The sequence below is a fragment of the Nocardioides sp. genome, from assembly GCF_050699375.1.
Lineage (GTDB): Bacteria > Actinomycetota > Actinomycetes > Propionibacteriales > Nocardioidaceae > Nocardioides.
On sequence record NZ_JBOHDN010000081.1, the window covers coordinates 15,745 to 29,368 of the forward strand.

At 68.4% G+C, this 13,624-nt stretch carries 11 protein-coding genes and 1 pseudogene; all 12 read right to left on the reverse strand.

Annotated elements, in window-relative coordinates; all coding sequences use genetic code 11:
* Positions 1-216 precede the first annotated feature (216 nt).
* Positions 217-1,236 carry a polyprenyl synthetase family protein gene (locus ACRDPS_RS05830; protein WP_431500686.1) on the reverse strand — a complete coding sequence of 340 codons (1,020 nt, stop codon included), beginning with the start codon at positions 1,234-1,236 and terminating at the stop codon, positions 217-219.
* On the reverse strand, positions 1,233-2,780 hold the full coding sequence (gene nuoN, locus ACRDPS_RS05835; RefSeq protein ID WP_431500687.1) for an NADH-quinone oxidoreductase subunit NuoN: 1,548 nt from the start codon (positions 2,778-2,780) through the stop codon (positions 1,233-1,235). The genes ACRDPS_RS05830 and nuoN overlap by 4 nt, the downstream gene beginning before the upstream one ends.
* Positions 2,781-2,784: 4 nt before the next feature.
* The gene (locus ACRDPS_RS05840; protein ID WP_431500688.1) at positions 2,785-4,209 is read right to left on the reverse strand and encodes a complex I subunit 4 family protein; all 1,425 of its coding nucleotides are present in this window, start codon (positions 4,207-4,209) and stop codon (positions 2,785-2,787) included.
* Between the two features lies 1 nt (position 4,210).
* Positions 4,211-6,091, reverse strand: a complete 1,881-nt coding sequence (gene nuoL / locus ACRDPS_RS05845) for an NADH-quinone oxidoreductase subunit L (protein WP_431500689.1) — start codon at positions 6,089-6,091, stop codon at positions 4,211-4,213.
* A complete protein-coding gene (gene nuoK / locus ACRDPS_RS05850) occupies positions 6,085-6,390 on the reverse strand; it encodes an NADH-quinone oxidoreductase subunit NuoK (protein ID WP_431500690.1) in 306 nt (101 codons plus the stop codon). The genes nuoL and nuoK overlap by 7 nt, the downstream gene beginning before the upstream one ends.
* Positions 6,387-7,097, reverse strand: coding sequence for an NADH-quinone oxidoreductase subunit J (locus tag ACRDPS_RS05855; protein WP_431500691.1), 711 nt, complete (start codon positions 7,095-7,097; stop codon positions 6,387-6,389). Before ACRDPS_RS05855 ends, nuoK begins: the two co-directional genes overlap by 4 nt.
* Complete coding sequence (nuoI, locus tag ACRDPS_RS05860) at positions 7,094-7,633, reverse strand: NADH-quinone oxidoreductase subunit NuoI (protein WP_431500692.1); 540 nt, start codon at positions 7,631-7,633, stop codon at positions 7,094-7,096. Before nuoI ends, ACRDPS_RS05855 begins: the two co-directional genes overlap by 4 nt.
* Positions 7,630-8,928: an NADH-quinone oxidoreductase subunit NuoH gene (nuoH, locus tag ACRDPS_RS05865; protein WP_431500693.1), complete on the reverse strand. Its 1,299-nt coding sequence runs from the start codon at positions 8,926-8,928 to the stop codon at positions 7,630-7,632. Before nuoH ends, nuoI begins: the two co-directional genes overlap by 4 nt.
* Positions 8,925-11,171, reverse strand: a complete 2,247-nt coding sequence (locus ACRDPS_RS05870; protein WP_431500694.1) for an NADH-quinone oxidoreductase subunit G — start codon at positions 11,169-11,171, stop codon at positions 8,925-8,927. The genes nuoH and ACRDPS_RS05870 overlap by 4 nt, the downstream gene beginning before the upstream one ends.
* Positions 11,150-12,463, reverse strand: a complete 1,314-nt coding sequence (nuoF, locus tag ACRDPS_RS05875) for an NADH-quinone oxidoreductase subunit NuoF (protein WP_431500695.1) — start codon at positions 12,461-12,463, stop codon at positions 11,150-11,152. Before nuoF ends, ACRDPS_RS05870 begins: the two co-directional genes overlap by 22 nt.
* A gap of 124 nt (positions 12,464-12,587) precedes the next feature.
* Positions 12,588-13,229, reverse strand: a complete 642-nt coding sequence (gene nuoE, locus ACRDPS_RS05880; RefSeq protein ID WP_431500696.1) for an NADH-quinone oxidoreductase subunit NuoE — start codon at positions 13,227-13,229, stop codon at positions 12,588-12,590.
* A pseudogene (locus tag ACRDPS_RS05885) lies at positions 13,226-13,624 on the reverse strand (NADH dehydrogenase subunit D); the annotation flags it as partial. The gene nuoE and the pseudogene ACRDPS_RS05885, both read right to left, overlap by 4 nt.

A 13,624-nucleotide genomic window follows, 5' to 3' on the forward strand; every position in this document is an offset into this window, starting at 1 on the left:
CCCCTAGGCCGAAGCGTCAGTTCTGCAGGCCGAAGCGTCACTCGTGCAGGCCGAAAGGTCACTCGTGCAGGCCGAAAGGTCACTCGTGCAGGCCGAAAGGTCAGTTCTACAGGCCGAGATGGCACCGGGGTGCCTTCTCGATCTGCAGAACTGACTTCTCGGCCTGCGTACGTGACTTCTCGGCCTGCAGAACTGACTTCTCGGCTGGGGGCGAGGTCAGGCGGAGCGTACGGCGACGACGTCGGCGAAGGACTCCAGGGCCGTACGGATGGGGCCCTCGGGGAGCGGGGCGAGGGCGGCCTTGGCCTCCTCGGCGCGCGCTTGGACGTAGGAGCGGGCCTCGGCCAGCGCCGGGTGGGCGCGGAGGAGCGTGACGCACTCGGACAGCGCCTCGTCCTCGTTGAGGTCGGAGTCGAGCAGCTCGAGGAGGCGGGCGTCGGCGGCGTCGGTGGAGCGGCGCGCCAAGAGCACCGGCAGCGTCGGGACGCCTTCGCGGAGGTCGGTGCCGGGGGTCTTGCCGGACTCGTCGGAGTCGGAGGCGATGTCGAGGATGTCGTCGGAGAGCTGGAAGGCGACACCGACGATGTCGCCGTAGGCGATCAGAGCCTCCTGGATCTCCTTGTCGGCGCCCGCGAAGAGCGCACCGTAGAGAGCCGAGGTGGCGATCAGTACGCCGGTCTTGCCGGCCAGCACCTCGAGGTGGTGGTCTACCGGGTCGACGCCCTCGGGCGGGTCGACGCCCTCGAGGATCTGGCCCTCGACGAGCTTAGCGAAGGTGGCCGCCTGGATGCGTACGGCCTCGGGGCCGAGCTGGGCGGTCAGCTCCGAGGAGCGGGCGAAGAGGAAGTCGCCGGTCAGGATCGCGACGTGGTTGTCGAAGCGGGCGTTGGCGGTGTCCTCACCGCGGCGTAGCAGCGCCTCGTCCATGACGTCATCGTGGTAGAGCGAGGCCTGGTGGGTGAGCTCGACGACGCAGGCGGCGGTGATGACCTCCTCGGCCAGCGTGTCCGGCCCGCACTCGGCGGCCAGCAGCACCAGCAGCGGACGGAACCTCTTCCCGCCGGCCTCCAGCAGATGAGAGGCCGCTTCGGTGACGAACGGGGAGCTGCTCCGGGAATAGCCGCCCAGCCGCTTCTCCACGATCGCCATCCGAGCACGCAGTCGCTGCTCGAGCTCGGGATCGGTGATCGGGAGGGCGAGGTCAGGGGCTCGGTCGGTAGGTGCGCTGGTGCTCACCCGATGAATCCTCCCGCATCCACCAACAGACTGAGCACAGGGCCCGGGATAACACCCAACAGGACCGTGGCAGCAGCGCTCAGCGCGATCACCGCAGTGGTGGCGTACGACGGGGCGACGACCGTGGCAGCGTCCTCACGCGGATCGGTGAAGAACATCAGCATGATCATCCGCACGTAGAAGAAGATCGCGATGACGCTCGAGGCGATCGCGACCGCGACTACGGGCCACTGGCCGGCGGCCAGGGCCGCGGCGAAGACGCCCCACTTGCCGATGAACCCGGCGGTCAGCGGCAGACCGGCCATCGACAGCAGGAAGATGCTGAAGGCGCCCGCGACCCATGGGTTGGTCCTGCCCAGCCCCGCCCAGCGCTCGAGCGACCCGATCTCGCCGTTGGGCCCGCGCAGCAGCGAGACGATCGCGAAGGCGCCCAGCGTCGCGAACCCGTAGGCGGTCAGGTAGAAGAGCACCGCCTGGGTGGACCCGAAGGCGTCGTCCCGCACAGCGCCGAGGAGGCCGGTCAGCAGGAAGCCGGTGTGGGCGACGGCGGAGTAGCCGAGCATGCGCTTCACATCGGTCTGGACGATCGCGAAGGAGGCACCCAGCAGCATCGTCAGCACCGCGACCACGCCGATGGCCGGGCGCCAGATGTCGCCCTCGACGCCGAAGGCGACGTAGAACAGCCGCAGCATCGCGGCGAAGGCGGCGATCTTGGTGGCCGCCGACATCCAGGCCGTCACCGCGGTCGGAGCGCCCTGGTAGACGTCGGGAGTCCAGGAGTGGAAGGGCACCGCGCCGGTCTTGAAGAGCAGCCCGACCGCCATCAGGCCGATGCCGAGCAGCAGCAGCGGGCTGGAGCCGTCCTCGGCGGCTGCCGCGCCGATCTCGGCCAGCGACATCGACCCGGCGAAGCCGTAGACCAGGGCGAGGCCGTAGAGGAAGATGCCGGAGGAGAACGCGCCGAGGAGGAAGTACTTCAGCGCGGCTTCCTGCGAGAGCAGCCGGCGACGCCTGGCGAGGCCGGTCAGCAGGTAGAGCGGGAGCGAGAGCACCTCCAGGGCGACGAAGAGCATCAGCAGGTCGCCGGAGACGCAGAAGAGCATCATCCCGCCGACCGCGAACATCATCAGCGGATAGACCTCGGTGTGCTCGAGTCCCCGCTGCGAGGCGGTGCGCTCGGCCGGTGTGCCCGGCAGCGCTGCCGCCTGACCTGCGAAGACACTGACACCGTTGTCCAGGCGCCGCTCCGCGAAGAGCGCCACGCCGCCGAGGGAGACCAGCAGCACCAGCCCCTGGGAGAAGACCCCAGGCCCGTCGATGACGAGGGCGCCCTCACCCGTCGAGGAACCCAGCCCCGATCCGGCGCCGACGGCGACGGTCCCGGCAAGCGCGGCGACCAGCCCGGCCGACGCCAGGGACACCTGGGTGTTGAACCGTGCGGCGCGTGGCGCGAAGGCCTCCACCACGACACCGACGCACGCCACGCCCAGCACCAGCAGGACGGGCCAGAGGGTGGCGTACGAAATTCCGGGAGACTCGAACATCGCCTCACTCACCTGCCTGGATGACATCAACAAGGGGGTCGACCACCGGTTGGGCGGCCGAGATCAGCGGCCCGGGGACGAAGCCGAAGAAGAGAAGGGCGACGAGCAACGGCACGAGTACGCCGACCTCTCGCCGGTCGAGGTCAGCGACCGGTTCCTTGGAGACCCGAGCGGGTCCGGTGAAGATCCGCTGGTAGGCCCACAGCACGTAGATCGCGGCGAGCACGATCGCGGTGACTGCGATGACGCCGATCAGCCAGTGGTAGTCGAAGGCGCTGATCAGGACCAGGATCTCGGAGACGAACTGGGAGAGCCCGGGAAGGCCGGCGGTGGCCAGCCCGGCGACGAGGAAGGTGCCCGCCAGCACGGGAGTGGCCTTCTCGAGCCCACGCAGCGACGAGATCGAGGCGGTGCCCTTGCGCGTGATCAGGAACCCGGCGATCAAGAACATCGCCGCCGTCGCGACACCGTGGTTGACCATGTAGAGGATCGACCCGACCAGGCCCTCGCGGGTGGCCACGAAGATACCGAGCGTGATCAGCCCGAAGTGCGAGAGCGAGGTCAGACCGATCAGGCGGAGCAGGTCGTCCTGCCCGATCGCCAGCACCGCCCCGTAGACGATCGAGATGAGCGCCAGCACGATCACGACCGGAGTCGCCCAAGCACTCGCCTCCGGCACCAGACCCAGGCAGAGCCGGATCATGCCGAAGGTGCCGATCTTGTCGAGGATGCAGACGAGCAGGACGCTGGTCGCAGGAGTCGCCTGCTCGGTCGTGTCGGCCAGCCAGGTGTGCACCGGGAACAGCGGCGCCTTGACCGCGAACGCGATGAACATCGCCACGAAGATCCAGCGCTCCGTCGTGGTGCCGATGTCGAGCTGGGCGAGATCACTGATCAGGTAGGACGGCGGGCCGGCCTCCGAGGAGACCACATAGAAGCCGATCAACGCACCGAGCAGCACCAGTCCGCCGCCGAGCTGGAACATCAGGAACTTCAGCGCTGCCTTGGCCCGTTTGGGGCCGCCGTGCTGGCCGATCATGAAGTACGCCGGGATCAGCGTCGCCTCGAAGGCGATGTAGAAGACGAAGAGGTCGGCGGCCAGGAACGTGAGCAGCGCGAAGGCCTCCAGGGCCAGCGCCCAGGAGTACCACCGCTTGTCGTGGTCCTTGACCGCCGCCATCATCACCAGCGGCACCAGCACGACGGTCAGCAGCACCATCAGCTTGCCGAAGCCGTCCATCTCCAGCGCCCAGTGGACGCCGAGCGGCTCCATCCAGACGAGGTCGGTGTCGGGCGCCGTGAATGCGGTGGCGATGCCGGCGATCAGCGTGGCGATGGCGAAGCCGAACGCCCACAGCTTGGGCCGGGCCGGCATCACCGCGGTGATCAGCGCCCCGGCGAAGGGGATGAGAACGAGGATGGACAGCAAGTCAGTTCACCACGATCAGGGCCAGGGCAACGAGGAGCGTGCCGCCGAGGACGGAGAGGGCATAGGAGCGTACGTAGCCCGTCTGTGCCTTGCGGAGCTCACCGGCGATCGCGGCGAGCGCGATCGGGCCGCCGCTCATCACGCCGTCGACGACGTACTTGTCGGTCGCGAGGGTGCCGCGGGTGAGCGCCATCCCAGGCGGCACCACGACGTCCTCGACGTGCGGGACGGGCAGGTAGCGGGTCGGCGCGGTCGTCGTCGGGCGGCGTCCGAAGACGAACCCGGCGGCCGCGACTCCGATCGCCACCACGAGCACCGCGAGCACGGACGTCGCCCAGACCGGGAGCGGGCCGTGGTGCTCCGCGTGGCCGATCGCGACGACCGGCTCCAGCCAGTGCTCGATCCAGCCGCCGAGCGCGAAGACGCCGCCGAGGACGGAGAGGGCAGCCAGGACCACGAGCGGGCCGGTCATGATCCGAGGCGACTCATGTGGATGTACGCCCTCGGGCCACCGCTTGCGCCCGAAGAAGGCGAGCATCATCAGGCGGGTCATGTAGAACGCGGTCACGCCGGCGGCCAGGAGGGCGATGATGCCGACCACCCAGCTCTCGGCGAAGGCGACCTCGAGGATCTTGTCCTTGGACCAGAAGCCGGCGAAGCCGGGGAACCCGATGATCGCCAGGTAGCCCATCGCGAAGGTGAGGAAGGTGACCGGGAGCGCCCTGCTCAGGGCCCCGTAGTGCTTGAGGTTCACGTCATCGTTCATGCCGTGCATCAGCGACCCGGCGCCGAGGAACATGTTGGCCTTGAAGAAGCCGTGGGTCAGCAGGTGGAAGATGGCGAAGGCGTAGCCGGGTCCGCCGAGGCCGGCGGCCAGCATCATGTAGCCGATCTGGCTCATCGTCGAGCCGGCCAGGACCTTCTTGATGTCGTCCTTCACACAGCTCACCGCGGCACCCCAGATGATGGTGACCAGGGCGACGACCACGACGGCCGTCGAGGCGGCCTCAGCGGCGTCGAAGATCGCGCTCGACCTGACGATGAGGTAGACGCCGGCCGTCACCATCGTGGCGGCGTGGATCAGCGCCGAGACCGGGGTCGGGCCCTCCATCGCATCGAGCAGCCAGCCCTGCAGGGGCACCTGGGCGGACTTGCCGCAGGCGCCGAGGAGCAGCAGGACGCCGAGCCAGTTGAGGGTGGTGGTCGACGCGTCCTCGATCGAGATCGCGGAGAACGACGTCGTCCCGAAGGTGACGAAGCAGAGCGCGATCGCCAGGGACAGCCCCATGTCGCCGACCCGGTTCATCACGAACGCCTTCTTGGCGGCGGCCGCCGCCGAGGGCTTGTGCTGCCAGAAGCCGATCAGCAGGTAGGACGCCAGGCCGACGCCCTCCCAGCCGAGGAAGAGGCCGACGTAGTTCTCGGCCAGCACCAGCATCAGCATCGCGGCGAGGAACAGGTTGAGGTAGCCGAAGAACCGGGTGCGCCGCTCGTCGTCGGCCATGTAGCCGACCGAGTAGATGTGGATCAGCGTGCCGACACCGGTGATGAGCAGCAGGAACAGGCTGGAGAGCGGGTCGTAGAGCAGGTCGAAGCCCACCGACAGATCGCCGGTGTCGAACCAGGTGTAGAGGTGCTGGACGACCTGGCGGCTCTCCTCGTCGCGGCCGAGCGTGGTGACGAAGAGGACGACGCTGAGCACGAAGGAGGCGCTCGCGAGCCCGACGGCGAGCCAGTGCCCGATCCGGTCGAAGAGAGCGGGCGCGAGCGGCCGCCCGATCAGGATCAGGGTCGCACCGGCCAGGGGCAGCGCGATGACCAGCCAGATCAGTGAGAAGACCCCGTCTGCCTCGATGGGGTTCGCAAGTGCAGCAGTTACCACTTGAGCATCCTTGGCTCGTCGACCGAAGCCGTGTTTCTGGTGCGGAAGATGGTCATGATGATCGCCAGCCCGACGACCACCTCAGCGGCCGCGACGACCATCACGAAGAAGGCGGTCACCTGCCCGTCGAGGTTGCCGTGCATCCGGCTGAACGCCACCAGGGCCAGGTTGGCCGCGTTGAGCATCAGCTCGACGCACATGAAGACGACGATGGCGTTTCGCCTGGTCAGCACGCCGACGGTGCCGATCGTGAAGAGGATGGCCGACAAGATGACGTACGCCGTGGTGTTGTCTGTCATTCGTCATCTCCCTCACCGTTGGTCGAGGCTCCGCCGGCGAGGATCGCCGGGACCGACTTCTCGCTGTGCGACCCGTCCGGCAGCAGAGCCGGGGTGTCGTTGCTGTTGTGGCGCGCGAAGGTGCCTGGTGGGGGCAGCGGGCCGAGGTGCTTGCCGCTCTTCGCGTAGTCGTGAACCCGCTGCTGGGCGAGGTCGGTCTGGGTCGGCTTCGGGTCGATCCGCTCCCGGTGCGCGAGCACCATCGCGCCGATCGCCGCCGTGATCAGCAGTGCACTGGTCGCCTCGAACGCGACCACGTAGCGCGAGAAGAGCAGGTCGGCCAGGCGTTGTACGTTGCCGCCCTCGTTGGCACTGGACAGCCCGCGCATCGTGGCGATGCTCGCCTGCCCGACGCCCGCGATCAGCGTCGCGCCCAGCCCGACCCCGAGGACGGACGCGAGCACCTTCTGGCCCGAGATCGTCTCCTTCAGGGTGTCGGAGGTGTCGACGCCGACCAGCATGATCACGAAGAGGAACAGCATCAGGATCGCGCCGGTGTAGACGACGATCTGCACCGCGAACAGGAACGGCGCCTCCAGCGTCGCGTAGATCATCGCCAGCCCGACCATCACCACCGCCAGCGACAGCGCCGCGTGCACGGGCTTGCGCGCGAACAGCAGCCCCAACGCCCCGATCACCGTGATCGAGGCGAGGATGACAAAGCTCATCGGGCCGACTCCTTGGGCTCCGGCGCGTAGTAGGAGGACTCGTCGTTGCCCAGGAACATCGGGTGCGGGGGCGCTTCCATGCCCTCCTCGAGCGGCGCGAGCAGATCCTGCTTCTCGTAGATCAGGCTCTCCCGCGAGGTGTCGGCGAGCTCGTACTCGTTGGTCATCGTCAGCGCCCTGGTCGGGCAGGCCTCGATGCACAGCCCGCACAGGATGCAACGCAGGTAGTTGATCTGGTAGACGCGGCCATAGCGCTCCCCCGGCGAGTAACGCTCCTCCTCGGTGTTGGAGGCGCCCTCGACGTAGATCGCATCGGCGGGGCAGGCCCAGGCGCACAGCTCGCACCCGATGCACTTCTCCAGGCCGTCAGGGTGCCGATTCAGCTGGTGCCGGCCGTGGAAGCGCTCCTCGGTCGGCTCCTTCTGCTGCGGATACTGCTCGGTGACGGGCTTCTTGAACTGGGTCCCGAACGTCACCGCGAAACCCGAGACCGGGTCCCAGAAACGCTCCTTGAACGAGCGGTCGTCGTTGCTCACTGCTGCGCCTCCTCACGAGAGGGAAGAATGCGTACGCCGTTGCGGGCCGGGATCACAGCACCCGGACCGAACACCAAGGGCTGTGCGGCGCCCCTCACCGCCCCGCCCTGGGGCAGCGTGGGCGTGGGATAGCCGCCGGCCGGCGTGGTGACCTGGGGCTCCTTCTCCGGAAGCCGGTTGAGCAACCCGAGCACGACCACCACGGTGACGGCCAGGCCGAAGCCGAAGAGGAACCAGTTGGGACTGAAGTCACCCTGGATCGCGGTCATCTTGATCACCGCGACGACGACGATCCAGGCCAACGAGGCGGGCAGCAGGACCTTCCAGCCGAGCGCCATGAACTGGTCGTAGCGCATCCGCGGGAGCGTCCCGCGCAGCCAGATGAAGATCCAGATGAAGAAGAACATCTTCAGGAAGAACCACAGCACCGGCCAGTAGCCCTCGTTGGCCCCGGGCCAGAGGGTGCCGAGGCCGAGCGGGGCCCGCCAGCCGCCGAGGAACAGCGTCGTGGCCAGGGCGCTGACGGTGGCCATGTTGATGTACTCGGCCAGGAAGAACAGCGCGAACTTCAGGCTGGAGTACTCGGTGTGGAACCCACCGACCAGCTCGCCCTCGGCCTCAGCGAGGTCGAACGGTGCGCGGTTGGTCTCGCCGACCATCGAGATGCAGTAGATCAGGAAGCTCGGCAGCAGCAGCGCGCCGAACCACCAGTCCTTCTGAGCCTCGACGATCTGGCTCGTGGACAGGCTGCCGGCCATCAGGAAGACGGTGACGAGCGCGAGGCCCATCGAGACCTCGTAGGAGATCATCTGGGCGCTGCTCCGGAGACCACCCAGGAGGGAGTACGTCGAGCCGGACGCCCAGCCACCGAGGACGATGCCGTAGATGCCGATGCTGGCGATCGCCATCACGAACAGGACCGCGACCGGCAGGTCGGTCAGCTGCAACGGCGTCTGGACTCCGAAGAGGTTGACCTCCGGCCCGAACGGGATCACCGAGAACGTCACGAACGCCGGGACACAGGCCAGGATCGGCGCGGAGATGAAGACGACCTTGTCGGCCTTCGCCGGGGTCAGGTCCTCCTTGAGCGCGAGCTTCACGCCGTCGGCGAGGCTCTGCAGGAGGCCGAACGGCCCGTGCCGGTTGGGGCCGATGCGGTGCTGCATCCGGGCGACGACCTTGCGCTCCCACCAGATGTTGAACAGCGTCAGCACGACGCAGACCACGAAGACGAGCAGGACCTTGATCGCGACGATCCACCAGGGGTCCTGGCCGAACTGCTCCAGGCCGTTCACTTGGCCCCCTCCACGCTCACGGTCGAACCCGGTGAGGCCAGATCGGCCCATACGCCGCGCCCGAACGAGCTCGTCGGCACCCAGATGGTCTTCTCCGCCAGCTCCGCCGGCAGCGCCGGCAGCGTCCAGCTGCCCCGGTCACCGGTGATCGTCACGACATCGCCGATCTCCTCGTGGAGCTCTGCCGGGATGCGTACGACGGCAGGACGGGCGGTCGCCGCCAGCGACTTGTCCCCACCCTGCAGCGTGCCGTTGTCCAGCATGAGATGCCAGGTCGAAACCTTGTACCCCGACACGTCGGCCTTTGACGCCGAGAGGTCGATCTCGCTGTCAGAAGCTGACCTCTCGTCGTCAGAAACTGACTTCTCGCGGTCAGAGACTGACTTCTCGCGGTCAGAGACTGACTTCTCGGGGGCGGAGTCGAACTCGCGGGTGAGGTGGCCGAGGACCTCGGCGTCGGAGTAGGTGGCCTGCCGGTCGAAGACTTTCTCGAACGGGCGCCTGCGGCCCTCCCAGGTGACGAAGGTGCCGGCCTTCTCCGAGGAGGCGGCGACGGGGAGTACGACGTCGGCCCGCTCGGTCACGGCGGTGACGCGCTGCTCGAGGCTGACCACGAAGCCGGCCCGGTCCAGGGCTGCCAGGAAGGCGGCGGGGTCGGCGGTGTCGTCGGGGTCGACGCCCGCGACGAGCAGGGCGTCGAGGTTGCCGCGGACCATGGCCTCGGCATCGAGACCACCCTCACCCGGGAGCAGATCGGCCTCGACCGCTCCTCGGTCACCCGCACGTCGCGGGACCCAGGTGAGCATGGCGCCGGTGCGCTCGGCCAGCTCGATGGCCGCGTCGAGGGCACCCGGGCTGGTCGCCAGCCGCTCGCCGACCAGGATCACCGAAGCCTCGGTGACATCGCTGACCTGCGACAACGCGTCCTTCTCAGCACCGGGAGCGGTCAGGACGACCTCGGCTCCGAGCTTGCGCGAGCCCTCCGATGCGTACGCGCTCAGCGTGGTGATCCGCAGGCCGGTCTGGTGGGCCTTGCGGAGCCGCAGGAAGAGAGTGCCGGCCTCGTCCTCAGGCTCGAGACCTGCCAGGACGACGTGGTCGGCGACGGCGAGGTCGGCATAGGTGACGCTGGTCCCGGCCACATGCGAGCGCAGGAACCGGGTCTCCTCCTCCGACGCCGGACGCGCACGGAAGTCGATGTTGGGCGTGCGCAGGGTGTCGCGGGCGAAGGTGGCGTACGCCTTCGCGTCCTCCAGCGTCAGGCGGCCGCCGGTCAGCACGCCGGCCGAGCCGGCGCCGGCGAGACCCTGGGCGGCCATCGCGATCGCCTCCAGCCACGATGCCGGCCGGAGCTCGCCATCCTCACGGACCATCGGCGAGGTGAGCCGGTCACGGACCGCGTAGCGGAAACCGAATCGGTCCTTGTCGGAGATCCACTCCTCGTTGACCTCCGGGTCGTTGCCGGAGAGCCGGCGCATGACCTTGCCGCGGCGGTGGTCGATGCGGATCGCGGCGCCGCAGGCGTCGTGCTCGGCGACGCTCGGCGTCGAGACCAGGTCGAAGGGACGGGCGCGGAACCGGTAGTCGTCCGAGGTCAGCGCGCCGACCGGGCAGATCTGGATGACGTTGCCGGAGAAGTAGGAGGAGAACGGCTTGTCCTCGGCGATGCCGATCTGCTGCTGTGCGCCACGCTGGATCAGCGCGATCCCGGGGTCTCCCGGGATCTCCTCGGCGAAGCGGGTGCAGCGCTGACAGACGATGCACCGCTCACGGTCCAACAAGATGTTGGGCGAGAGGTTGATCGGCTTCGGGAAGGTCCGCTTGGTGCCCTCGAACCGGGTCTCGCCCTGCCCGTGGGACATCGCCTGGTTCTGCAGGGGGCACTCGCCGCCCTTGTCGCACACCGGGCAGTCCAACGGGTGGTTGACCAGCAGGAACTCCATGATTCCCTGCTGTGCCTTCACGGCCGTGGAGTTCTGCGTCTCCACCACCATGCCCTCGGCGACCGGGATCGTGCAGGAGGCCTGCGGCTTCGGGAAACCACGGCCGTTTCCGGCATCGGGGATGTCGACCAGGCACTGCCGACAGGCGCCCACCGGCGCGAGCAGCGGGTGGTCGCAGAAGCGCGGGATCTCGATCCCAACCTGCTCGGCGGCCCTGATCACCAAGGTGCCCTCGGGCACCATCACCTCATGTCCGTCGATCTTGACGGTCACATCAGTCACTGCACTGCCTCCGCCCATGCGGTCGACTTCTTGGCGTCGAAGGGACAGCCACCCTGCTCGAGATGGGCCAGGTACTCGTCCCGGAAGTACTTGATCGAGCTCGTGATCGGGCTCGTCGCGCCATCACCCAGCGCGCAGAACGAGCGGCCGAGGATGTTGTCGCACTGGTCGAGCAGCAGGTCGAGGTCCTCCGGGACGCCGTCGCCCTTCTCCAGCCGCTCCAGCACCTGCACCAGCCACCAGGTGCCCTCACGGCACGGGGTGCACTTGCCGCAGGACTCGTGCTTGTAGAACTCGGTCCACCGCAGCACCGCACGCACCACGCAGACGGAGTCGTCGAAGATCTGCAGCGCGCGGGTGCCGAGCATCGAGCCGGCCGCCTGCACCCCTTCGAAGTCGAGGGCCACGTCCAGGTGCTCCTGGGTGAACAACGGGGTCGAGGAGCCTCCCGGGGTCCAGAACTTCAGCTCGTGACCTTCGCGTACGCCGCCGGCCAGCTCGATCAGCTTGCGCAGCGTGATGCCGAGGGGAGCTTCGTACTGGCCCGGCTTCTGGACGTGACCGGAGAGCGAGAAGATGCCGAAGCCGGCCGACTTCTCGGTGCCCATGCCGGCGAACCAGTCCGCGCCGTTCTTCACGATCGCCGGCACCGAGGCGATCGACTCGGCGTTGTTGATCACGGTCGGGCTCGCGTAGAGGCCGGCCACGGCGGGGAACGGCGGACGGAGCCTGGGCTGGCCCCGGCGACCCTCGAGCGAGTCGAGGAGCGCGGTCTCCTCACCACAGATGTAGGCGCCGGCGCCCGCGTGCACGACCAGATCGAGGTCGTAGCCGGAGCCGTGGATGTTCTTGCCGAGGTGGCCCGCGGCGTACGCCTCGCGGACAGCGGCCTGGAGCCGCCGGATCACGTGCAGCACCTCGCCGCGTACGTAGATGAAGGCTGTCTCCGCGCGGATCGCGTAGGAGGAGATGATCACGCCCTCGACCAGGGTGTGCGGACTCGCCATCATGAGCGGGATGTCCTTGCACGTGCCCGGCTCGGACTCGTCGGCGTTGACCACCAGGTAGCGCGGCTTGGGGTTCTCCGGGTCGGGCGCAGGCAGGAAGCCCCACTTCACCCCGGTCGGGAAGCCCGCGCCACCGCGGCCGCGGAGCCCGGAGTCCTTGACCGCCGTCTGTACGTCCTCGGGAGCCATCCCGAGCGCGACATCGAGCGCGTCGTAACCCCCGGTCGCGGCGTAGGCGGGCAGCGTCCAGGCCCGCTCGTCACCCCAGTTGGCCGTCAGCACCGGCGTCAATGTGTCCGTCATGCCTGCCCCTCCCGCGCCGAGTCGGCGCAAACTGACCGAGTTCCCTGCCGAGTCGGCTCGTTAGAACGAGCCGACTCGGCCCGGATTTGGGTCAGGATGAGCCGGCTCGACGGCTTTGCGTCGGTCATGCCTCGGGGGCCTTCCACTCGTTCTCGGCGGCCAGCTTCAGGCCGACCTGAGAGGCCGCACCAGAGGCGGGTCCTTCGTCGACCAGCCCGTCCTCGAAGCCGGCGAGTACACGCTCGGCCTCGCGCCAGCTCGTGATCCGCGCGCCGCGGGAGGCCACGACCTCACGCCCCGCGCTCAGGTCGTCGACGAGCTTCGAGGCCGACTCGGGGGTCTGGTCGTCGAAGAACTCCCAGTTGACCATCACCACCGGCGCGTAGTCGCAGGCCGCATTGCACTCGATGTGCTCGAGCGTGATCGCGCCGTCGGCGGTGGTCTCGTCGTTGCCGACCTCGAGCTTCTCGCGCAGGCAGGCGAAGATCTCGTCACCGCCCATGACCGCGCACAGCGTGTTCGTGCAGACGCCGACGTGGTGGGTGCCGACCGGATGCCGTTTGTACATCGTGTAGAACGTCGCGACACCGCTGACCTCGGCGGGGGTCAGCCCCAGGACCTCGGCGCAGGCGTGGATCCCCTCGGGCGTGACCCGGCCCTCGACCGACTGCACCAGGTGGAGCATCGGCAGCAGCCCGGAGCGGGCCTGGGGATAGCGAGCCGCGATCTCGCGCAGCTCGTCGTAGGTCTCATCCGCCAACGTCATCGGTCGACGCCTCCCATAACCGGGTCGATGGACGCGATCGCGACGATCACGTCGGCGACCATGCCGCCCTCGGACATCACGCTCGTGGCCTGCAGGTTCGTGAACGACGGGTCCCGGAAGTGGACCCGGTAGGGCTTGGTGCCGCCATCGCTGACCACGTGGGCGCCGAGCTCGCCACGCGGCGACTCGAGCGCGACGTACGCCTGGCCGGCAGGCACCCGGAAGCCCTCGGTCACCAGCTTGAAGTGGTGGATGAGGGCCTCCATCGACTCGCCCATGATGTGGCGGATGTGGTCGAGCGAGTTGCCCTGGCCGTCGGCGCCGACGGAGAGCTGCGAGGGCCAGGCGATCTTCTTGTCGGCGACCATGACGGGCGCTCCCTCGAGGTCGGCCAG